This is a genomic window from Actinoplanes sp. NPDC023936 (assembly GCF_040639325.1).
Lineage (GTDB): Bacteria > Actinomycetota > Actinomycetes > Mycobacteriales > Micromonosporaceae > Actinoplanes.
Genome location: NZ_JBEZZR010000016.1, coordinates 33,712 through 54,370 on the forward strand (window position 1 = coordinate 33,712; position 20,659 = coordinate 54,370).

20 protein-coding genes are annotated in these 20,659 nt (G+C 71.3%); 11 read left to right on the forward strand and 9 right to left on the reverse strand.

Annotated features, from left to right (window positions below):
* Nucleotides 1-122 precede the first annotated feature (122 nt).
* The gene (locus AB0F72_RS21530; protein ID WP_360434017.1) at nucleotides 123-557 is read left to right on the forward strand and encodes an Lrp/AsnC family transcriptional regulator; all 435 of its coding nucleotides are present in this window, start codon (nucleotides 123-125) and stop codon (nucleotides 555-557) included.
* 433 nt (nucleotides 558-990) lie between these two features.
* On the opposite strand, the gene AB0F72_RS21535 is transcribed toward AB0F72_RS21530, so the two are convergent.
* Entirely contained in the window at nucleotides 991-2,379 is a 1,389-nt protein-coding gene (locus AB0F72_RS21535; protein ID WP_360434020.1) for a PLP-dependent aminotransferase family protein, read from the reverse strand.
* Between the two features lie 63 nt (nucleotides 2,380-2,442).
* Between AB0F72_RS21535 and AB0F72_RS21540 the strand changes: the two genes are divergently transcribed.
* Complete coding sequence (locus AB0F72_RS21540; RefSeq protein WP_360434023.1) at nucleotides 2,443-3,513, forward strand: pyridoxal phosphate-dependent aminotransferase; 1,071 nt, start codon at nucleotides 2,443-2,445, stop codon at nucleotides 3,511-3,513.
* On the opposite strand, the gene AB0F72_RS21545 is transcribed toward AB0F72_RS21540, so the two are convergent.
* On the reverse strand, nucleotides 3,491-4,438 hold the full coding sequence (locus tag AB0F72_RS21545) for a WYL domain-containing protein (protein WP_360434026.1): 948 nt from the start codon (nucleotides 4,436-4,438) through the stop codon (nucleotides 3,491-3,493). The genes AB0F72_RS21540 and AB0F72_RS21545 overlap by 23 nt on opposite strands.
* Nucleotides 4,439-4,501: 63 nt before the next feature.
* Between AB0F72_RS21545 and AB0F72_RS21550 the strand changes: the two genes are divergently transcribed.
* Entirely contained in the window at nucleotides 4,502-4,921 is a 420-nt protein-coding gene (locus tag AB0F72_RS21550) for a VOC family protein (RefSeq protein WP_360434029.1), read from the forward strand.
* On the opposite strand, the gene AB0F72_RS21555 is transcribed toward AB0F72_RS21550, so the two are convergent.
* On the reverse strand, nucleotides 4,889-5,230 hold the full coding sequence (locus AB0F72_RS21555; RefSeq protein ID WP_360434032.1) for a DoxX family protein: 342 nt from the start codon (nucleotides 5,228-5,230) through the stop codon (nucleotides 4,889-4,891). The two genes, AB0F72_RS21550 and AB0F72_RS21555, sit on opposite strands and share 33 nt — an antisense overlap.
* A 200-nt stretch (nucleotides 5,231-5,430) precedes the next feature.
* On the opposite strand from AB0F72_RS21555, the gene AB0F72_RS21560 reads away from it, so the two are divergent.
* Together AB0F72_RS21560 and AB0F72_RS21565 are read left to right on the forward strand one after the other, a co-directional pair.
* Complete coding sequence (locus tag AB0F72_RS21560) at nucleotides 5,431-5,772, forward strand: hypothetical protein (protein WP_360434035.1); 342 nt, start codon at nucleotides 5,431-5,433, stop codon at nucleotides 5,770-5,772.
* Nucleotides 5,769-7,844: a hypothetical protein gene (locus AB0F72_RS21565; protein WP_360434038.1), complete on the forward strand. Its 2,076-nt coding sequence runs from the start codon at nucleotides 5,769-5,771 to the stop codon at nucleotides 7,842-7,844. Before AB0F72_RS21560 ends, AB0F72_RS21565 begins: the two co-directional genes overlap by 4 nt.
* 16 nt (nucleotides 7,845-7,860) lie before the next feature.
* Here AB0F72_RS21565 and AB0F72_RS21570 read toward each other — a convergent pair whose 3' ends face one another.
* The 3 genes from AB0F72_RS21570 to AB0F72_RS21580 are packed head-to-tail and all read right to left on the reverse strand — an operon-like array spanning nucleotide 7,861 to nucleotide 11,049.
* Nucleotides 7,861-8,205, reverse strand: coding sequence for a hypothetical protein (locus AB0F72_RS21570; RefSeq protein WP_360434041.1), 345 nt, complete (start codon nucleotides 8,203-8,205; stop codon nucleotides 7,861-7,863).
* Nucleotides 8,198-10,561, reverse strand: a complete 2,364-nt coding sequence (fxsT, locus tag AB0F72_RS21575; RefSeq protein ID WP_360434044.1) for an FxSxx-COOH system tetratricopeptide repeat protein — start codon at nucleotides 10,559-10,561, stop codon at nucleotides 8,198-8,200. Before fxsT ends, AB0F72_RS21570 begins: the two co-directional genes overlap by 8 nt.
* A gap of 8 nt (nucleotides 10,562-10,569) precedes the next feature.
* A complete protein-coding gene (locus tag AB0F72_RS21580; RefSeq protein ID WP_360434047.1) occupies nucleotides 10,570-11,049 on the reverse strand; it encodes a hypothetical protein in 480 nt (159 codons plus the stop codon).
* Between the two features lie 138 nt (nucleotides 11,050-11,187).
* On the opposite strand from AB0F72_RS21580, the gene AB0F72_RS21585 reads away from it, so the two are divergent.
* Nucleotides 11,188-11,562: a hypothetical protein gene (locus AB0F72_RS21585; RefSeq protein ID WP_360434050.1), complete on the forward strand. Its 375-nt coding sequence runs from the start codon at nucleotides 11,188-11,190 to the stop codon at nucleotides 11,560-11,562.
* A gap of 702 nt (nucleotides 11,563-12,264) precedes the next feature.
* Here AB0F72_RS21585 and AB0F72_RS21590 read toward each other — a convergent pair.
* Nucleotides 12,265-12,411 (reverse strand): hypothetical protein, encoded by a 147-nt coding sequence (locus tag AB0F72_RS21590; protein ID WP_360434053.1) that lies wholly within the window; start codon nucleotides 12,409-12,411, stop codon nucleotides 12,265-12,267.
* 160 nt (nucleotides 12,412-12,571) lie between these two features.
* On the opposite strand from AB0F72_RS21590, the gene AB0F72_RS21595 reads away from it, so the two are divergent.
* Together AB0F72_RS21595 and AB0F72_RS21600 are read left to right on the forward strand one after the other, a co-directional pair.
* Nucleotides 12,572-13,231, forward strand: a complete 660-nt coding sequence (locus AB0F72_RS21595) for an excalibur calcium-binding domain-containing protein (RefSeq protein WP_360434056.1) — start codon at nucleotides 12,572-12,574, stop codon at nucleotides 13,229-13,231.
* Between the two features lie 85 nt (nucleotides 13,232-13,316).
* Complete coding sequence (locus AB0F72_RS21600; protein WP_360434060.1) at nucleotides 13,317-15,263, forward strand: hypothetical protein; 1,947 nt, start codon at nucleotides 13,317-13,319, stop codon at nucleotides 15,261-15,263.
* Here the strand turns inward: AB0F72_RS21600 and AB0F72_RS21605 are convergent.
* On the reverse strand, nucleotides 15,241-15,732 hold the full coding sequence (locus tag AB0F72_RS21605) for a GNAT family N-acetyltransferase (RefSeq protein ID WP_360434063.1): 492 nt from the start codon (nucleotides 15,730-15,732) through the stop codon (nucleotides 15,241-15,243). The two genes, AB0F72_RS21600 and AB0F72_RS21605, sit on opposite strands and share 23 nt — an antisense overlap.
* An 87-nt stretch (nucleotides 15,733-15,819) precedes the next feature.
* On the opposite strand from AB0F72_RS21605, the gene AB0F72_RS21610 reads away from it, so the two are divergent.
* Nucleotides 15,820-16,113, forward strand: a complete 294-nt coding sequence (locus tag AB0F72_RS21610; RefSeq protein WP_360434066.1) for a hypothetical protein — start codon at nucleotides 15,820-15,822, stop codon at nucleotides 16,111-16,113.
* Here AB0F72_RS21610 and AB0F72_RS21615 read toward each other — a convergent pair.
* Nucleotides 16,092-17,444 (reverse strand): hypothetical protein, encoded by a 1,353-nt coding sequence (locus tag AB0F72_RS21615; protein WP_360434069.1) that lies wholly within the window; start codon nucleotides 17,442-17,444, stop codon nucleotides 16,092-16,094. The genes AB0F72_RS21610 and AB0F72_RS21615 overlap by 22 nt on opposite strands.
* A gap of 194 nt (nucleotides 17,445-17,638) precedes the next feature.
* Between AB0F72_RS21615 and AB0F72_RS21620 the strand changes: the two genes are divergently transcribed.
* A complete protein-coding gene (locus AB0F72_RS21620; protein ID WP_360434072.1) occupies nucleotides 17,639-18,823 on the forward strand; it encodes a GAF domain-containing protein in 1,185 nt (394 codons plus the stop codon).
* Between the two features lie 13 nt (nucleotides 18,824-18,836).
* A complete protein-coding gene (locus AB0F72_RS21625; RefSeq protein ID WP_360434075.1) occupies nucleotides 18,837-20,450 on the forward strand; it encodes an ATP-binding protein in 1,614 nt (537 codons plus the stop codon).
* Nucleotides 20,451-20,659: the final 209 nt, after the last annotated feature.

Consider the following 20,659-nt stretch of genomic DNA (forward strand, 5'->3'; position numbering starts at 1 on the left):
GCAGCCAATTGAACACCATATCTCCGCCGAACCCGAGATATTGTTTAAATTGGGGGGGTTCCCCGCGTCCAATCGTCCAAGATCTGGCGTGCTCCGCGCCGCCCCGCGAGACAGGTGGCACCGTGCTCGACGACACCGACCGGCGCATCCTCGCGGAACTCGCGACCGATGGGCGGATGTCCATGCGTACGCTCGCCGAGACGCTGCACATCTCGCGCGCCAACGCCTATGCCCGCGTCGCCCGCCTGCAGCAGGACGGCGTGATCCGCGGCTTCCACGCCGACGTCGACCCGGTCGCGGCCGGCCTGACCACTGCCGCCTATGTGACGCTCAATCTGCAGCAGGCCAACTGGCGGGAGGTGCTCGCCCGGTTGCGCCTGCTGCCCGGGGTCGTGCACATCGGACTGGTCGGCGGTGACTTCGACGTGATCCTGCTGGTCCGGGTGGCGGACAACAGCGAGCTGCGGCACCTGGTGCTCGACGAGATCCAGGGGATGCAGGGTGTGGTCAGCACCCGGACGCTGCTGTTGTTCGAGGAGTCGGTGCCGGGCGGGTAGGTGCTCCGGCTGGCCCTCAGCGCTGTCCCTGCTGGCTGATCAAGAAAACTCCGCTACCAGCAGATATTCGGCCTACACGGCTGTCACGAGGTGGCATCCCCCGATCTTGGAACGCGCCGTCCCGGCCGTAGCTCACACATGTGATCAAGCCCGGATAGCCGCTCTGGTCTACGGCTGGCGTCGCCCGGCCGTAGCTCAGGCATGTGATCAAGCTTGGATAGCCGCTCTGGCCTACGGCTGGCGTCGCCCGGCCGTAGCCCAGGCATGTGATCAAGCTTGGATAGCCGCTCTGGCGTACGCTCCGCCGGCCCAGGGCGCGTGGGGGAGCGCTGGTCCGCGCCTGCGCGACGAGCTCGAGCGCGAACTGCGCGAACTGCGCGAACTACGCGAGGTGAGCGCCGGTGAGGGCGGCCCGGCTGGTTGTCAGTGTCGTTCAAACGGCCATCACCGGCGGGAACGGCTCCCGGCTGGGCCTCGCCTCATACTCCTCCCAGGCCCCCGCCAGCCTCCGCACCGCCTCCCCCAGCTCCTCCGCCGAAGCCATGAACTGCACCCGCAACCGATCCCCGCTGCCACCCCCGGCGTCCAGCCCGGCCCCCGGCAGCACCGCCACCCCGTGCCGCAGCGCCACCTGCGTGAACGACCCGCCGTCCCCGGACGGCAGCCGCACCCACAGGGTCTGCCCGCCGGGCACCGCCGGAACCTCCCACGACGGCAGCAGCCGCCCCAGCTCTGACCGCAAGTGATCGTGCTGAGCCTTCCGCCGCACCGCCGACCGCGCCACCAGCGCGTCCAGCGCCGGAAGCAGGGCCGCGGCGGCGAGTTGCGCGGGGACGTTCCCGCCCAGATCCATCACGGTACGCATCCGGGCGAGCCGCGCCACCATCCCGGCGGAGGCCCGCACCCAGCCGACCCGCAGCCCGCCCCAGACCACTTTGCTCAGCGACCCGACGGTGATCACGTCGGCCGAGTGAACCGCCATCGGCGGCGCCTCCACGCCGGGAAACCCCAGGTCGCACAGCACCTCGTCGTCGATCAGCGGCACCCCGGCCGCCGCCGCCGACCGGGCCGTCCGCCGGCGCGCGGGCTCCGGCACCACCTCGCCGGTCGGGTTGCGGAAAGCGGTGATCCCGTAGACGGCGGCAACCCCGGCCATCGACGACGTCACCGGTACCGCCCCCTCCGCCCGGAACGCCTCGAGGGCCCCGAAATACGTCGGCGCCTGCACCAGCACCCGGTCCCCGGGCCGGACCAGGGTCCGGGCCAGCAGCGTGAGCGCCTGCTGCCCGCCGGTGGTGACCAGGATCTGATCCGGCGAGGTCGGCAGCCCGCGCGACCGATATCGGTCAGCGATGGCCTGCCGCAGCACCGGGTGCCCGATCGGGTGGTACCCGATGTCGCCGGCGATCCCGGCCAGGTCGGGGAGGATCCGGGCGTACGCGTCGACCAGTTCCGGCGGCGGCGCGTCCGGCGCCGCGCAGGCCAGCATGATCACGCCGTCGCGGGGTTCGAGCAGGTGCAGGAAGCCGGGCGCCTCGGTGGTGGGGCGCGGGGCGCCGGCGTCCGGGCCGGCCACCCGGGTGCCGCTGCCCTGCCGCCGCACGATCCGGCCCTCCGCGGCGAGCAGGTCGTACGCGGCGACGACAGTGCTGCGGCCGACCGACAGCGCTGTCGCCAGGACCCGGTCGGGCGGCAGCAGCGTGCCCGGCGGCAGCTCGCCGTCGTCGATCAGCGTGCGGATCCGGGCGGCGAGCAGCAGGTACAGCGCGCCGCGCCCGGACGACCAGCGGCCGAGACGCTCCACCAACCCGATTGGCTCCATCAGCAAACCAATCTAGCGGCATTGGCTCTGCCGGGGAACGCCCCCGAAGCCGACGATGGGGACATGACCGTCTTCGCTGCCAGCCCGATGACCTCGCTGATCGACGACCACGCCCGCTACGACCTGGCCGAGAGCACCTGCCCGCCGGTCAGCGTCGGTCAGCTCGCCAGCCCGGAGGAGCTCGCCGCGGTGCCGCTGGGATACGGCACCACGCGCGGTGACGCCCGCCTGCGCGAGTTGATCGCCGCCGGGTCCGGAGTGACCGCCGACCAGGTGCTGGTGACCGCCGGCGCGGTCGACGGGATGTTCCTTCTGGCCCAGGCCCTGATCCGCCCCGGTGACGAGGTCCTCCTGGTCACGCCGTGCTTCCCGCCGGCACGGGCGGTCCCGGAGGCGCTGGGAGCCGAGATCCGCGTGGTGCGGGCGTCGTTCGACGACGGGTACCAGCTGCCGCTCCCGGGGATCACGGCGGCGCTCGGGCCCCGTACCAGATTGGTGTCGCTGGCTTCGCCGCAGAATCCGTCGGGCGTGAATCTGACCCCGGGTGAGCTGCGGGAACTGGTCGACGCCGTGCGGGAACGCGCGCCGCAGGCGGTCATCCTGGTCGATGAGACGTATCGCTTCTCGACCTACGGGGACGCGAGCGTTCCGCCGCCGGCCGGCGCGGGGATCGTCACCTGCGGCTCGGTCTCCAAGGCGCACGGCGCGCCTGGCCTGCGCGTCGGCTGGCTCACGGTGACCGATCCTGATCTGTACGAGCAGTTGCGCGACGCCAAGTTCCACACCACGATCGCGTGTTCCGGTGTTGACGAGTTCCTGGCGGCCCGGGTGCTGTCCCGGGCCGGCGAGATCCTCGCGCCGAGGGCGAAGTTCCTGGCCGAGCAGCTGGCGACGCTGCGCGAGTGGGCCGCCGCGAACGAGGTGCCGATGGTGGTGCCGGACGGCGGCCCGCTGTGCTGCCTCAGAGTCGAGGATCAGGGTTTCTACCAGCGACTTCACGACCTTGAGGTACGTGTCGCGCCGGGCTCCTGGTTCGGTGAGGAGGACAGCGTGTTCCGGCTCGGGTTCGGGCACCTCTCCGCCGACGACTTCAGCGCCGCGCTCGATCGTCTCAGCCGGGCGCTGAAGCCGTGACGCGGTAGAGGGCCACCAGCTCCGCACCGATGCGGGACAGCTCCGCCCGTACCGCATCGGGATCCTCCACCTCCACGGCCGCGCCCCACCCGGAGAGCGTGCGCGCGATGTCACGGGGTGTGGGCGCGCCGACCCGGGCCCGCACCCGGCCGTCGGCGAGCACCTCGCCCGGATGGCAGTGGAGCCCGAACTGGTCCTGCAGCACCCAGAGGAAACGCTCCGGGATCAGCACGGTGGCCCAGGTCCGGGAGCGGCGTTCCTCGATCGCGCCGACCACCTCGGTCCACGCCCGGTCCAGGGCGAAATCGCTGGGACGCTCGAACGGCCGATCGAGCACCGTGAGATCGCTGAGCCGGTCGACCCGGAAGGTGCGGCGGCCCCGATCGGTGCCGGCCAGCAGGTACCAGACGCCGTCCTTGTCGATCACGCCCCACGGGTCGGCCTCGCGCGTCGCGTCCCGGTAGCGGAACCGGATCGCCCGGCGGCGCACCACCGTCTCCTGCAGGATCCGCACGTCGCCGGGGACGTACCGGCCGCGTTCACCCCAGCCGGCCGGATCCCGCAGCGTCGCGCCGGTGGCCGCCCGGGCCTCGTCGCGGTACGTCTCAGGCAGCGCCCGCAGCAGCTTGCGCAGGGCGGCCTTGAGCTCGTCGGAGGAGTCCGCGGCGGGCCCGGCGAGCAGGAACAACGCTCGTGCCTCCGGTGCGGACAGGCCGCTCAGATCGGTGCGCGCGCCGCCGATCAGCTGCCAGCCGCCGTGCCGGCCGGGCTGCGGATAGACCGGGATGCCGGCCGCCGACAGCGCCTCCAGGTCCCGCCGCGCGGTGGCGACCGAGACCTCCAGCTCGGCGGCCAGCTCGGCGGCGGTGACCCGGCCCCGTGCCTGCATCAGCAGGAGAGCCGCGACGAGACGATCAGCACGCATGCCGCTCAGTCTCGCCGAAAAAGTGCTCAGAAGGTGAGCACTTCAACCGGCAGCATCGATCCCATGACAACGCTTCGCGGATTCACCACCGTCACCTTCTTCGCCGACGACCTGGACGCGGCCCGCGCCTGGTACACCTCGGTGTTCGAGCAGGAGCCGTACTTCGTCCGGGACGGCGCCTACCTGGAATGGCGGGTCGGCGACTACCAGCACGAGTTCGGCGTGCTGAACAGCGCGTACGCGCCGCACCGGCACACCGGCGAGGCAACCGGCGCGATCATCTACTGGGCGGTCGACGACGTCGAGGCGGCCTACCGCCGGCTGCTCGCGCTCGGCGCCGCGCCGCACGACAAGCCGGTCGAGCGCGGCGCCGGATACGTCACCGCGTCGGTGCTCGACCCGTTCGGCAACATCCTCGGCGTCATGCGCAACCAGCACTACGCCGACGTCCTAGCCGAGCGACAGGGCCAGGGTGGTCACTGACGCCGCCAGGAACACCACCGCCCCGATGACGTTGCGCGACCCGACCCGCAGGTGCGCGACGATCGCGCCGACGAAGTACAGGATGAGACCGGCGGCGGCGAGCCGGCCCAGCCACGGCACGGCCAGCCCGGCCAGCAGCCCGGCCGTGCCGGCCGCCAGCAACAGCCCCAGCACCCTGACGAACCGGCGCGGGATGCCCTTCATGTCGGCCTGCGTCTTCGGGTACTCGTGACCGATCAGATAGAAGACGGCGGCGCTGCCGGTGAGCAGCGCGGTGACGACGGTCATCGTGACCGCAGCGGTGTCCATGCACAGTGGACGAACCGGCCCGCCGGAATGTGACAGCTCCCTCGATCGAGGGAAACCGTGGCCGGCGTCCCGGACATCCGCCCAGCTCAGCGGCGTTCTCGTAAGGGTGTCGGCCGTTCGACTGGCTGGCCGTGCCCCGGGGCGCGGACAGACTACCGGCCGAGCGCGACGACGGGTCGCGGTGCCGGAAAGAGACGGACATGTACTTCCAGAACGCCGCGGGCGGGAACGTGCACATCGGGCTGCAGGTCGCCCAGAACGCCGGAACGATCACGACCGGCGCGATCACGGCCGGAGCCGCCGGCCCGCTCGACGCGGAACTCGACCGGCTGCGCGCCGCGCTGCGCGACGCCGGCCTGGACCGCGACGTGCGCGAGGAGGCCGAGCACGAGATCGAGGCGGCCCGGACCGCCCTGGCGAGCACCGACCGGAACCGTGCGGTCCGCGCCCTGCGACGGCTCAGCGGAATGCTGGAGGGGGTCGCCGGTTTCGGCGCGCTCGCCGGTTCGGTCATCGCCGCCGTCGAAGGGTGGCCGGCGTGAGCATGTACGCCAACGAGGCCGACGGCGACCTGCACATCGGCGCGCAGATCGGCGTGCTGCACGGCAACGCCACCATCTACCACACCGCGCCGGCCGCCGGCCCCTCCGAGAGACTGCAGGTGGCGGTGAACTACCTGCGCGGCGGCTCGCCGCGGGAGGCGGAACGCCGGATCTCCGCGCTGGTCTTCGAGGATCGGCTCAGCTCCGCCGAGGTCGCCTACCACTGGGTGCTGTCGGTGCTCAGCGGCCGGTCCCTGACCAGCTTGAGCGGCAACGAGATGCACCAGCTGGAGCAGGCGTTCGCGATGTCCGAGCGGCATCCGAGCGGCCGCTGGTGGCGCTGCGTGGAGACCATCCGGATGCTGGTGAACGCGCTGCTCGTGGTCGGTCCGGACGGCCAGCCCGCGGCGCCGGCCCTCGGCCGGGCGTTGCAGGCCTACGCCACGCTGCCCGACGACGACCGCCAGGAGATCGAGCGGCACCTGACGCTCACGCTCTCCGGGGTCGCCCAGGACCACATCGAGGACCTCAACGCCGACCACGTGCGCCGTGCCCGGATGAGTGGGGACCGTGCGGTGCGCGTACCCAAATTCTTCGAGCCCGACCCGGCCGAGCCGATCGCCAAGATCGCGTGTCCGGCGCCGGCCGAGTCCACCTGGTTGCCGCTGGCCGGCGGCGGCGCGCTGCTGCTCGTCGGCGCGGTGACGCTGGTGCAGGCCGCCGGCACCCGCAGCGTCGTCGCCGCGGTGACGGTGTTCGTGCTGCTGGTGGCCGGTGGTTACGCGGTGGTCCGGCACGGTCTGGACCGCGCGTTCCTGCGCAGCCGGCTCGCCGCGAAGGAGGACGAGTTCCAGACCGGTCGGCGGCCCGCCTACACCGGACCCGGCGGCGGCTCGCTGAGCGCCGGCTTCGCCGATGCGATCAGCGCCATCGTCGACACGGCCTTCACCGCCCAGCAACCCCGCGAGCACCAGATGCGCGACGCCTTCTGGCGCGACACCACCGGCTTGCGCACGGCGCTGCAGGGAGACCTGATTGACTTGTACGGCGTACGCGGCATCCGTCCCGAAGCGATCCGGTGGCTGGCCGCGCACCACGCCGAAGGCATCGCAGGGCGCTGGCGCGACGGCAGTCTGGACGACTTCCGCCGCCAGTACCGTCCCGCCGCCATGTCCCCGGCGTTCCTCGGCGGCCTCGCCGCGCTCGCCGGCGCCGGGCTCATCGTCCTGCTCTCGGCGACCGCGATGACCGCGTGCGCCCTGGTGGTGGCCGCTCCGCTGCTCTGGTTCGGCGCCCGCCTCGCCCATCGCGGCGGCCTGGCCCTCTACGGCGAACGCCGCCGGATCGCCCTCGACGCCGCCGAGTTCCAGGAGCGTTACCAGGCCGAATGTCTCGCCTACGACAGGTGGGTAGCCTGGCTCGCGGACCGTCCCACCGACGTGGAGATGGGCAACTGGCTGGCCCTGGACCTGGCGCACTGGAAGCGCGGCGTGATGGCCGACTACCGTCTCTCCAACCGTGACCTCCTCACCCACCTGACCCTCACCGAGGCCGCCCCGCGCAGCCGCCGCGCCCGCGACGTGGGCGGCCCGTTCCGGCATTCGGCCTACACGGTCCTGCTGTTCCTGCTCACCGAGGGCGGCGTCCGCCAGGTGCAGACCCGCCTCGACTTCATGACCGGCGCGTTCTCCGGCGAGCGGCGCACCACGTTCCGCTACGACGCGATCGGCTCGGTCCGGGTCACCGAGGTAGGCCTCCGCGTCGACGACCAGAAGCTGGTCTCGCGCCAGGCATTCCAGCTCTCCTTGAACAACGGCGAACGCATCCGCGTCCTCCTCGACGACTTCGCCGACGAGCCCATCGACGACTACCGCGAGAGCGCCGACCACCTGGCCAGGCTGGCGTCGGACGCCGCCGGCGTCACCAGCGCCACCCACATCCTGGAGGCGGTCGCGGCCGAGGGCCGGGAGTGGATCGCCCTGGAACGCCAGCGCCTCCACCGCCGCCTGCCCCGCCAGCAACCACCCATGCCGTCCCCGGTCACCTACTCCCAGCTGCCGTACAGCGGCTGAGATCGAACGCCGGCCCTCAGAGGCGCGCGGCGATCCTCGAGGCCAGGTCGGCGACGGCTGCCGTCAGCGTCCCTTCGTCGCGTGTCTCGGCGGTGAGCCGACCCAGAATCTCGTGGACGTGGCCCCGGTCCGGCTCCCGCCGTCGCAGCTCGGTGGCGAGGGCGTCCAGATCGTCCACCAGGTGTTCGCCAGCGGGCAGTGCGGTGACCCGTTCCCGGAGAACGCTGATCAGGTCCAGCACGTCGTCGGAAATTCGGTGTGTCCCGCCGAACACGACTCCGCTCGCGTGAACCTGTCCCTGGAAGATGTTGACGACGCCGCTGTTCTCCCAGACCGGGCCGGACGCTGCGCGATCAGTCATCGGGGGTCCCCTCCGCCGGGCGTTGCCCGGCGCTCAGCTGCAAGTCGATGGCGAGATTCCCCGCTGACGCCAGCGTATCGGGATGGCTTTCGCCGAGGACGCGGCGACGCCGTTCGAGGGTGCTCTCGTCCAGCCGCCGGGCCTGTTCGATGGCACCCGTGGCACGCAACGCCGCGGCATGGTTGTTCGCGGCGGCGAGTGTGTCAGGATGCTCGTCGCCGAGCAGGTTCCGACGGGTCGCCAGGGCGGATTCCGTGTAGCGCACGGCTTGCTGGTGGTCGCCCAGGGCACCGAGTACGACGGCGAGATCGCTCATCGTGGCGAGAGTGTCGGGATGCTGCTCGCCGAGGACTCGGCGCCGGCGGAGCAGCACCTCCTGAAGGAGAGAGCGCGCCGCCTCGTGGTCACCGAGGATCTGCAGGTCGACACCGAGGTTGGCAGCCGAGACGAGGGTGTCCGGGTGGTCCTCGCCGAGGACCCGCCGCCGGATGGCCAGGATCTCCTCGTCGACCTCCCGAGCGCTGCGGTGCTCGCCGAGAACGGACAGCACCCGAGCCACGTTGCTGGCAGACATCAGGGTGTCCGGGTGCTCCTCGCCGAGCACCCGCCGGCGGCGGGCGAGGACGTCCTCGTCGAGCGCTCGTGCCTCCTCGTAGCGGCCGAGGGCCGACAGGTCACGCGCCAGGTTGCCGACCGACACCAGGGTGTCCGGGTGGTCGTCACCCATCAATCGGCGCATCCCCGCGACGATCTGTTCGTCGAGCACGCGGGCCTGCTCCGGACGGCCGAGCAGGAACAGGTCGACGGCGAGACTGTTCGCCGAGGCGAGGGTCGGCGGAGAGTCCGCGCCGAAGACGGCGCGGCGGCGTTCGAACGTGTCTTGGTCGAGCAGGCGGGCATTTTCGTATCGGCCGAGGTCACGACAGGCGTCGGCGAGCAGGTGAGCCGCGAGGAGCGTGTCCGGGTGATCCTCGCCGAGCGTGATTCGCCACCGACGCAGAAGGCCCGCATTGAGATGTTCCGCCGTCGCGGCGTCACCGCGAACCAGGAGGTACCGCACCGAGCGGAGGCGAGCGAGGCGTACCGCGTCGTCCTCGTCGGCGGTGTCGACCGCGAGCAGGTGCGGCAGCAGCACCATCCATCGTGGCCAATACGCCGGTGAGTCCGTCTCCGGGGGTAGTGCCGCCGCGACCACAAGTGCCGCGGTATGGCGCAGGTGCCCGTGCTCGGCGGTCAGCCGCTCCCGCAGGATCGCCTGGGTGAGACGGTGCATCAACAACCCGTCGGCGTTGAGCTGCGCGAGACCGAACCGTACGGCGGTCGACAACGCACGCCGCAGGCCGTGCGCGGAGCGAGCTGCCGAAGCCAGCGGTTCGGGCAGGACACCCGCCTCGGCCGCGAGCAGGAAACCGTCGGCCGGGAACGGCTCGGGCGCGAGGAACGCCACGATGCGCAGTGCCTGTGCGGCGACCAGGTCGATCTCGGCGACCCGCCGCTCAGCCATTGTCACGGCTGCTGCCAGAGAGGATCCCAGCTGGCCGGGCGCCGGGTCGGAGAGAATCCCGGACGGGTCGCGCTCCAGTTCCCGGATGTAGGCGGACGGCGACATCCCGGTGACTTCGAGGAACGCGGCCGCCTGCGCGAGAGCCAGCGGCAGGTCGCCGAGCGCTGCGGCCAGAGCCTCGGCGTCGACCCCGCCGAGATCCGGCAATGTGGCGCGCAGCAGTGACATCGACTCGGCGCGGGTGAACTGGTGGACGCGAACGCCCTCGGCCACCTGTCCCCAGCCCGGATCGCGGGAGGTGATCAGAATGTGGCCGGGGCCCTGCGGCAGCCAGGGACGCAGGTGATCCGGACGGATCGCGTTGTCGAAGATGATCAGCCATCGCCCGGTCGTGCCGAGCTGCCGGAGAGCGGCCTCGGCCGCTCCTGTCACGTCGGTGTCCGCAGCGGTCCATCCGGCGACGACGGCGAGCCGAGCCAGCTGCTCCGGCACCCGGTCGCTGTCCTCGGCGTCGATCCACCAGACGATGTCGTAGGCGTAGGCGGCCCGGTTGGCGTACTCGATCGCCAGCGTGGTCTTGCCGACCCCGCCGAGACCGTGCACCGCTTGGACCACGACGGTGGACTGCGCGGCCCGCATCCTGCGCGAGAGGTCGTCGAGCTCCGCCTCACGGCCGACGAACACCACTGGCCGATGTGGCACGTTCCAGATGCGCGGCAACGCCTCCGACGCGGAATCCACCGGGATGACCGACCCCCGCATCGCGGGAAATCGGCGTCGGAAGAGCAGCAGCGTCACCACCATCCCGACCAGAATGGTCAGCGAGGCGATCGAGATGGCGACGGCGTCCACGTTCCGGATCATTGTGGCCGGCCGCTCAGCCCGGCGAGCACCACCACGAGCAAGCCCCAGCAGAGGGACAGGCCGATGGAGACCACGGAATAGAGCGCGATGCTTGCCTCCTGCGAATGACCCGCCTTCGCGTATCCATAGATCGCAGCGATCAGGGTCGCGGCGATCAGCGTCACGAACGCCACGCTCACCTGCCAGGCACCCGAGGACTCCAGCCGGGTTCGGTCGTAGAGCAACTCGCCCGCCGCGCTGAACAACATTCCAATGCTCACCATGTACAACTCGCCCTTACCGAGGATGCCGACGGGCGTGAACCGCTCAGCGTTCAACGCGGCTGCCACCAGGTCGGTGCCGACGCCGAGGCTGGCGAGGCAGAGGCTGAAGAGCAGCCATTTCTGCAGCTTCACCGAGACCGGATGGGACGGGTCCGGTTTGCCGCCGCCCACGTTGCCGGCCGTCATCGTGCACACCCGGGCAGGGCCCACCATGAGGGATTGGTCAACATCTACCTCGCAGCCCGGCAGGTTCGGCGATGGGGTGAACAGCCCATCACCTCACGCTGCGATCCTCAAGACCCGAGCGGTGTGTTGGACTCTCGAGCGGGTCGAGGCCCTAACCTGCCGGGCATGCTGACACCGGAAATGCTGAAACCGATCGTGCGCGCGGCCTGGGGCGCCGACACATGCGACCCGCACGACCTGCCGCACTGGCGTCCGGACAACCCGGCGCGTGGACAGTGCGGCGTGACCGCCCTGGTGCTGCACGACCTGCTCGGCGGAGAGTTGATCCTCGGCGAGGTCTTCGAGGCCGGCCGCAAGGTGGGCCACCACTGGTGGAACCGTCTCCCGGACGGCCGCGAGGTCGACCTGACGATCGAGCAGTTCTACGCCACCGAGACGGTGACCGGCGGCCAGGTCCTGCAGCGCCCGGAAGGCGCCCCGGGCCGGTGCCGCCAGCAGTACGAACTGCTGAGCAGCCGGGTCCGGGCCGCGATTTCCTGAGCACCGGGAGCGCGTTTCCGCGGGCGAAGGCCGGCGCCGAATCTGTGCCTTTCAGGAGGAGCCCTGCCAATTCTTGAGGCGCCCCCTTTCCAGGGCCGGTTATCCGTGTAGAGCGCCGCAATGCCTGCCAAGAATTCGGATGTCACTGTCGGCTGGTCTGATCCGCTTATCCGTGCCGGTACCGCCGCTGTCTCGGCTCGGCCCGCCGTTTCGGCTCGGCCCGCGGTTTCGGCTCGGCCCGCGGTTTCGGCATGTTCGGCCGTGTCAGCGCCGGCCACGCCCTGACCTGCGGCCACCATCCCCGCGCTGCCCGGCGCCGGAACCCCAGCCGTCACCGCGGCCGCGGCCGGCGTCCGGGCCGGGCGTGGCGATGTCCGGGCTTGTGCTGGTGGTGGTTCGAGCGCGGAAACCACCGGAGGATCCGCTTGATCGCGCAGTTGACGCAACCGCCGACCGTGCCGCTGAACCAGGCCCCACGCGCGATGCCGCTGATGCTCACGCCGGAATCTCTCCGCCTCCGGCGAGTAATTGCGGCGCGCAGCAGGAACCCGCAAATGCCTCACGGGAAATAGGGAAAGCTGCGCCATGAACCCAGTGTTCCTCGGCCCACCGGGAACCGGCCAACAAAATGCGCTCATACCAAGTATGAGCCCTGGAAATGATCGACTTCCAAACCGCAGCGACGGCCACGGAAAGGCTCGATCAAACGTCCGCTACGAGGTCCACCTCGAAGCCGGCCGCGTTCTCCAGATACGCGGCATACGTCCCGGGCTCGCCGGCATGTGGATGCCGGTCCGCGAACATCAGCGTCCAGCCGTGCCCCGCGGCGTCGGCGGCGAGCGCGTCCACCTCCGCAGTGGAACCCGCCCGGAACGCCCGTTCACAGCAGCCGACGGGAGGGGAGCAAGTCGAGCATGGATGAACATCCACCTCCGAACTGCCGGAACGGGGAGCCGCGCCACCCGATCGTGGAATCGACGATGATCAGCGGAGCCTGCAGGGTGGTGCGGTGACCTACCAGCCTCCGAACCCGCCGCCGTTCCCGCCCCAGCAGCCCGGCCAGCAGCCCGGCCAGCAGCCGGGATGGCAGCCCGGCTGGCAACAGCCCACCGCCGTCCAGCCGCCCGCGAAGAAGCGTCCCTCGTGGAAACTCATCGGCGGCATCACCGCGGGCGTCCTCGTCCTGTGCTGCGGCGGGTTCACCGCTCTCGGCGCCCTGGTCGACGGCCCCGAGCAGAAGAACGCCTCCACCACCAGCGAACCCGGGGCCGTGCCGGCCACGAGCGATCCGGAGGCCGAGCCGGCTGCCACAAGCACGTCGCCGAGCCCCACCCGGGAACCGTCGAAGGCCGGGAGTTCGCCGCAACCCAGGCCGACGACGACGAGCCCGAACCCCGAGCCGACGACGAAGAAGCCCGCGACGACGACGAAAGCCGCGACAAAAAAGCCGGCGCCGAAGCCCACGACCAAGAAACCGGCGACGAAGAAGCCCACGCCGAAGCCCACGACAAAGAAGCCGAAGCCGAAGCCGACGACCGAAGAGCCGGACACGGTCTACTACAAGAACTGCACGGCGGTTCGCAACGCCGGCGCCGCGCCGATCCACCGCGGAGACCCCGGCTACGGCCGCCACCTCGACCGCGACGGAGACGGCGTCGCCTGCGAGTAGCGGGCTACTGGTCGACAACGCCGCGTTCGAACCTTCGAGATGGCTCGATCGGTGGACGAGAGTCACATTGCGCGCCGGGAGGCCCGTGGGCGAGGATCGGGATCATGACGAACGGAAAGGGCGCCCCGCGCCACACACGGTGAACGGCCCGGCGGCGGTGCCGCCGCTGAACGACGGGGGATGGCTGGCCGCGGCCGTTCTCTCGGGTGAAGTGCTGATCCCCGGCAACGACGTGCGGTCACGGGTCTTCGCCGAGGTGCGAGCCGATCGTGACGGATCGGTGACGCGTCACTTGCTGACCTTCGCGGCCGACGACCGTACCCCGGTCCGGCGGACGGTCTTCGAGCTGCTCGCGCAGCTGTTCTCCCAGAAATCCGGCCCGCCCTCGGTGGCGGACGCCGCTGCGGCGGCTCTCGCCGCTGCGGACCCGCAGGTGCGGCGGACCGCGGCGACGCTGTTGGTGTCCACCGCCGACCCGGACCGGGCCACGGCGGCGCTGCACGCCTGCTCCGATCCGGTCGCCCGGATCGCCCTGGTGGACGCCATGACCTGGGCCTCGGCCCCGCGCCATCGACCAGACCTGAACCGCCTGCGGTCGGATCCTGTGCCGGCCATCCGGCTCCTGGCGAACGTCGCGCTCTTCGACCGGGACGACCCGGCAGCGTGGGCCGGGCTGGACGCGGCGGTCCGGGCCGATCTCGATGCCTCGGCGGGCGTTCTCGACGCGCCAGGGTCCTGTCTGCGGCTGACCGCGGGGGAGCGATGGGCGCGGGTGCTGACCGGTTTCGATCGGGAAGAGGACTGCTACGCCTGGGTGCGGCGGCTCACGGATCCGGCCGCGAATCCGCAGGTGAGGCGCGAAGGCGTACGCATGGCAGTCGAGGCGATGCGGCAGTGGCGTGCCGCGCCCGCCCGGCTCACGCCCGTGTTGACCGATTTACTGAAGGAAAACCCTTCCGGGGTACGGTCGTCGGCCCTGCGCGCGCTGGCCGCGTCCGTGACCGCGTCCCGGCTGGCCGCCGACGACCTCGCCGCGACGCTGGACGACCCGGAGCTCGGCGCGCCGGCCGCCGTCGCACTCGGCAGCGCCGGCGACCACCGCGCGGTGCCGCATCTGGTACGCCTCATGCTCGCCGGCAGTTCGCCCGCCGGCGGTTCGCTCGCCGGCGGTTCGCTCGCCGGCGGTTCGCTCGCCGGCGGTTCGCTCGCCGGCAGTGACGAGCCCCGTCTGGCCGAGGCGTTCCGGGCGGTCGCACGCGCCGGCGCCGACCCGCGGGCGCCGGTGGCCGCCGCCCGGCAGATCCTGGCGGAGCAGCCGGATCCGTGTGCGGCGGCCCTGCCGATGCGCGTGCTGGCCGCGTTCGGCTCGGCCGCGGTCGCCGCGTTGCCGGAGCTCATGGCCATGATCAGGGCGCTCGAGAAGGACACGCCGGACTGCGTGTTCGGAGTCCTCGGGCGGATCGGTCCCGCCGCCGAAGCCGCGGTTCCGCTGCTGCGGCAGTACTCGACGCAGGGCGCGACGCTCGCCCTGCTCCGGATCACGTCGGACCGGGCGGTGGCCGACCGGTACCTCGCCGGCCGTCCGGAGCAGCTTCGCCACGGCCGCCTCGCGTCGAAGCTGCTGACCTGGCTCGCCGGGCACGGCGGGCTCACCGCACGCCAGCACCGGCAGCTGCGGAGCCTGTTCCAGCGTCCCGGCTTCGGGCAGGCGGAGTCGGCCGGCGCCGTGTGGCTCCACGAAGGCCCACCGGCAGCGGCCGAACTACTGGAGGTCCTCGAGGGTTACCTGTCCGACGACATGCTCGGACCCGAGGCGCTGCGGGTCCTCACCGCGATGGGGCCGCACGCGCTGCCGATGGTCGACCGGCTGGACCGGTTCACCGCGTCCCGGCGGCGAGCCGGCTTCAGCATCGGCGACATGGACGCCGAGATGCGCGCGGACGAGATGCTGCTCGCCGCCACCCTCGACGCCCGCGAGCGGATCGCCGGCGTGCCCACCGGCCGCTGCGCTACAGCGCCCGCCGATACCTGACCTCGGTGATCGGGAAGCCCCGGCTCTCGTCCACCAGAGTCGCCCCGTCAGGGTGCCAGCCGCCCGCCTCGTAGAACCGCCGCGCCGCCAGATTGGAGTCAAGCACCCAGAGCGTCGCCACCGAGAACCCCGCGGCGACCAGCTCCGCCAGCCCGGCCGCCATCAACGCCCGCCCACCACCGAGCCCCTGCCTCTCCGGCAACACGTAGAGCGCGTACACATGACCGGCCTCGTCCTCGTCCCCGGCGCCCACCGTGATGAACCCGGACACGCCGGGTTCCAGGACCAGAACCGCTCGCGGTGGCGAGATCCGCCCCAGCCACTCCCGCCACTGACGCGCCCGGTCGGCGACCGACAGCCCGTCCAGGTACGCCTGCGGGATCAGCCCCCGGTACGCCGACTGCCACGTCCGCACGTGCACCTCGGCGAGCCCGTCGGCATCGTCCGGAACAGCGGGACGGATGGTCATCGAGCAACTGTATAAGCACAGCGAATGTACAGCTCAAAGCTCGACAACACCCCGTACCGTTGATGGTCCCCCCAGCGGAGCAAGGAGATGATCGCAGTGGGAATGATGAAGCGGTTCGTGCTCTCGATGGTGGCGTCCAAGCTGCACCGCGCGTCGCAGAAACGGCACAATCCGGCCTTCGACGGTCTGCTGCGCGAGGTGAACCACCGCATCGCCCGCAGCCAGGGCCACGGCTACCACCCGGGCTACGGGCAGCCGGGCTATGGGCAGCCGGGCTATGGGCACCAGGGCTATGGGCAGCCGGGCTACGGCCACCACGGCCACTATCGGCACCACGGGCACTACCGTCACCACGGTCACTACCGGCGCAGGTTCTGGTAATCGTCGACCGCGCGCGGCGCCGGGATCATCGGGGCGTAACCGGCGCCGGCGACCGCCGCCGGCGCGGCGTCCAGGCCGCAGGACGCGAGGGTGTGCTGGCGCAGCAGCATCGACGTCGGCACCGGGGCGATCTCGCGCCAGGCGAAACAGGACCGGATGATCGCGGCGTTGACGCCGCCGGTGAGGGCGCGATCCGCGTCGAGCAGCGTCCGCAGCATGGTGTGGTAGGTGAGGAAGTCGGGGGAGAGGGCCGCCCAGGTGGTCGCGAGCAGCCGGCCCAGATAGTCGCGGGCCAGCAGCAGTGACTGCTTGAAGGCGGCCTCGTTCCCGGTGTACGCGGCGGTGAAGTCGGCCTGGATCCGGTCCAGGTCGTGGGCGGTGCCGGGCAGGTTCGTCGAGCGGTTCCGCAGGTCGTCGCTGATCAGCTTCTTGTCGACCAGGTCCTGCTGGAAGACCTCGACCATGGTGTCGAAGATGGCGCCGGTGAGCGGCAGCGACCGGTCGTGCGGCTCGTTGCCGACGTCGGACATCCGCATCGCGTTGAAGGCGATCCGGATCTGCCGGCTGTCGGAGAGCTCGCCGACCCGGTCCAGCCCGTTGATGGTGAGCAGGTTGCCCTTGGTGTTCTCGAGCAGCATGTCGACGACCGAGTGGAAGTGCAGCGACGCGACGATCGCGGCCAGGTCGCCGGAGGACTCGTGCATGCCGCCGTAATCGATGCCCTCGTCGAGCGGGCTGGCCGGCACGCCGACCTCGGCGAAGATCACGCTGTGGCCGAACTCGTGGCACAGCACGTCGAAGTTCTCGCAGAACGGCCGGGTGTGGTCGATCGTGCCGTTGGGTGTCCGGCCGAAACCGAACTCGAGGAACCCGTACCCGGACTGGGCGTTGTTCCATTCGATCAGGGGGATCAGCTCGAGGCGGGCGAAGTCGGATTCGAAGTGCCAGCGGATCGGCCGGCCGAAGTAGTCCTCCCAGATGTCGAGGACCCGGCGGACGGTGGCGTACATGGTGGCGGCGGAGAACTCCCGGCTGTCCGGGTCGAGGTGGTCGAAATGGCCGTCCGGCCCGGGTTCCACCGGCGGCTGGCGCTCACCGGTGAACGGCGGCCGGACGAACTGGTTGTAGGGGAGCTTGCCGATCGCGTCGACGACGAACATCCGGTCGTCGGCGGGTCCTCTTTCGATGGCGCCCGGCGACGGGGCGACAACGATGGTCTCCGGCTCGGCGAACAGTGGTGAGCCGTCGGCCTTGGTGAGGAATCGGGGCTGCGGGAAGATCCGGAACCGGGTGCCGGTCTCGGCGAGTCTGCGGTCGAGCTCGAGCGACATGAGAACCTCCCAGAGGTGTGACCTTCAGCGGTAGACCCGGCCTGATCCGAAGTCAATGAAGGTGTCCATGAACCATCCCTAGGAACACCCGAGCAGCCACCCGGAGAAGGTCGCCCCGGGAAGCGGTCACCCCCGGATCCGCCGGCTTTGCGCGGAGCGACGCAGGCTACTGAGAAAGTGCCGATACTGGACGGATGAACGGGGTGGAGCGGGAGACGAGCCGGCTCGCCGGGCTGCACGAGTACAGGCTGCTGGACACCCCGCCGCACGAGGAGTTGCGGGCCGTGGTGCGGGTCGCCGCGGCCGTGGCCGGCGTGCCTGCCGCCGCCCTCAACCTGATCGACGAGCACCGCCAGGTCCAGCTCGTCACCGTCGGTTTCCGCGGCCGTGACTGCGACCGGCGCGACTCGATGTGCGGGGTCCGGCTGCACACCGGCCGCCCGGTGCATCTGCCGGACGCCCGCCTCGACCCGGACTACCGGGACAACCCGTGGGTGACCGGTGAGCTGGGGCTGGTCCGGCTCTACGCGAACGCGCCGCTGATCACGCCGGAGGGGTTCGTCCTCGGGACCCTCTGCGTCTTCGACACCGAGCCGCACGAGCTCACCGCCGAGCAGATGGCCCGGCTGCGGGACCTCGCCGGGGTGATCGTCGCATTCTTCGAGGGACGCCGGCAGACCCGGCTGACCGCCGAGTTCGCGGCCGCCACCGAAGCCCGCAAACAGTGGGCGGAGGCGCTGCTCGACGGCATCAACGTGGCGGTGATCGCGCTCGACACCGAGTACCGGTCGACCCTCTTCAACCGGGCGGCCCGGGACAGTCACGACCCGGATGTGGATCTGAACGCGGCCCCGGTCGGCGTCGCCGAGCGCTATCAGATCTACGAACCGGACGGCTGTACCCCGGTGGCCGACGACGAGACGCCGCTGATCGTGGCACTCACCGGCGGTGGCCCGGTCATCGGCAAGGAGATGATCCTGCGGGGGACCAGGAACGGAACCGTCCGGGTCCGGGCGAACGCCCGTGCCCTGCACGCTCCCGACGGGTCGATCAGCGGCGCGGTGGTGGCGCTGCACGACGTCACCGCCGAGGCGGCCCGCAAACGGCTCGTCGAGGAGGCCCGGTCCCGGCTCGCCACCGCCAACGCCGAGTTGCGGCGCTCGAACACCGACCTGACGAACTTCGCCGCCGGGGTCAGCCACGACCTGGTCGCTCCGCTCGCCGCGGTCGGCGGCTACCTGGAACTGCTCGCCGACGAGGTGACCGGACCGGCGGCCGGACACGTGGCGGCCGCGAGCCGGGCCGTCGAGGAGATGCGGGACCTGATCCGGTCCCTGCTCGGCGCGGCCCGGTCAGATCCGCCGCAGGACTGCCGATAGGTCAGGGGTGGACGTGGAACGCGAGCAGCGGCGGCTGGCGGCGTTGCACGAGTACCACCTGCTCGACGCACCCGCCGACGACGAGCTGGAGGCGGTGGTCCGGGTCGCCGCGGCGATCGCGAGGGTGCCGACCGCGACTCTGAACCTGATCGACGACCACCGGCAGTGCCAGCTCACCACCGTCGGCTTCCGCGGCGCGGACTCGCCGCGTTCGGAGTCGATGTGCGCGATCCGGTTCGAGGCCGGCGAGTTCATGTACACCCCGGACGCCAGCCGGGACCCGATCTACCGGAGCAACCCGTGGGTGACCGGCGTCCACGGCGGCGTCCGGCTCTACGGCTCGGCGCCGATCGTCACACCGGACGGCTACGCGCTGGGCTCGCTCTGCGTCTTCCACGATCAGCCGGGCACGCTCGACGCCGTCCAGACCGCCCGTCTGCGGGATCTGGCGAGCGTGGTCCTCGCCCTCTTCGAACGCCGCCGGCAGGCCCGGACCAACCGGGAGCTGGCCGTGGTCGCCGAGGCCCGGCAGCGGTGGACCGACACGCTGCTGGAGACGATCGACGTGGCGGTGGTCGCCGCGGACCAGTCCGGCCGGCTCACCGTCTTCAACCGGGCCGCCCGCGAATGGCACGGCCGCGACGCCGACCCGACGCTGGACCCGCGCGAGTTCGCCAGCCGCTACCAGCTCTACGCCACCGACGGCGTCACCCCGCTGCCACCCGCGCAGATCCCGCTGCTGCGCGCCCTGCGCGAGGGCACCGTCGAGAACGCCGAACTGATCATCAAGCGCCCCGCCGCCGACCCGATGCACGTCACGGTGAGCGGCCGCGCGCTGGTCTCCCCGGACGGCACCCCGATGGGCGCGGTCGTCGCGATGACCGACGTGACGAGCGACCGCGCCCAGCAGCGCGCGATCGAGGCGGCCCGGCGCGAGCTCGCCGCCGCGAACGAGGAGCTGCGCCGCTCCAACGCCGAGCTGACGAACTTCGCCGGCGCGGTCAGCCACGACCTGGTGGCGCCGCTCTCCGCGGTCCGCGGTTACCTGGAACTCCTCGGGGACGAGGTGACCGGCGACCACCGTGCCTGGGTGGACGCCTGCTGCCGGGCGGTGAACCGGATGCGCGACCTGATCGGTTCCCTGCTTCAATACGCCCAAGCCGGCAGCGCCCCGATCCACCGCGTCCCGGCCGATCTGGGCCGGATCACCGAGGACGTCCTGGCCGACCTCCAGTCAGCCGTCGAGGAGGCATCGGCCGAGGTCACCGTCCCGGCCCCGCTGCCCGAGGTCTCCTGCGACCCGGTGCTGGCCCGCCAGCTCCTGCAGAACTTGATCGCCAACGCGATCAAATACCGCGATCCGGCCCGCCCCTGCCGCGTCACGGTGACCGCCGCCCGCACACCCGAAGCCTGGTCGATAACGGTCGCCGACAACGGCATAGGCATCCCACCTGACCAGCGCCGCCGCGTCTTCGACATGTTCACCCGCCTCGACGACACCCCCGCCGGCGGCCACGGCATCGGCCTGTCGAGCTGCCTGCGCATCGTCGACCGCCACGGCGGCACCATCCGGGTCGAGGAAAACCCCGGCGGCGGGACCTGCGTGATCTTCTCACTCCCCGATTGAAGGTACCGTTTTGCCTGCTTGTGCTACGGCTGGCGTGGGTGGGGCGTGTGGGAGCCGTAGCTGGCGCAGGTTCCCGGCCCGTGTTGCCTGTCTGGGCTACGGCTCGGGTTCGCGAGCCGTAGCCGGCGCAGGTTCCGGAGCCGTTTTGCCTGTCTGGGCTACGGCTGGCGTGTGTGAGCCGTAGCTGGCGCAGGCTCCGGGCCCGTTTG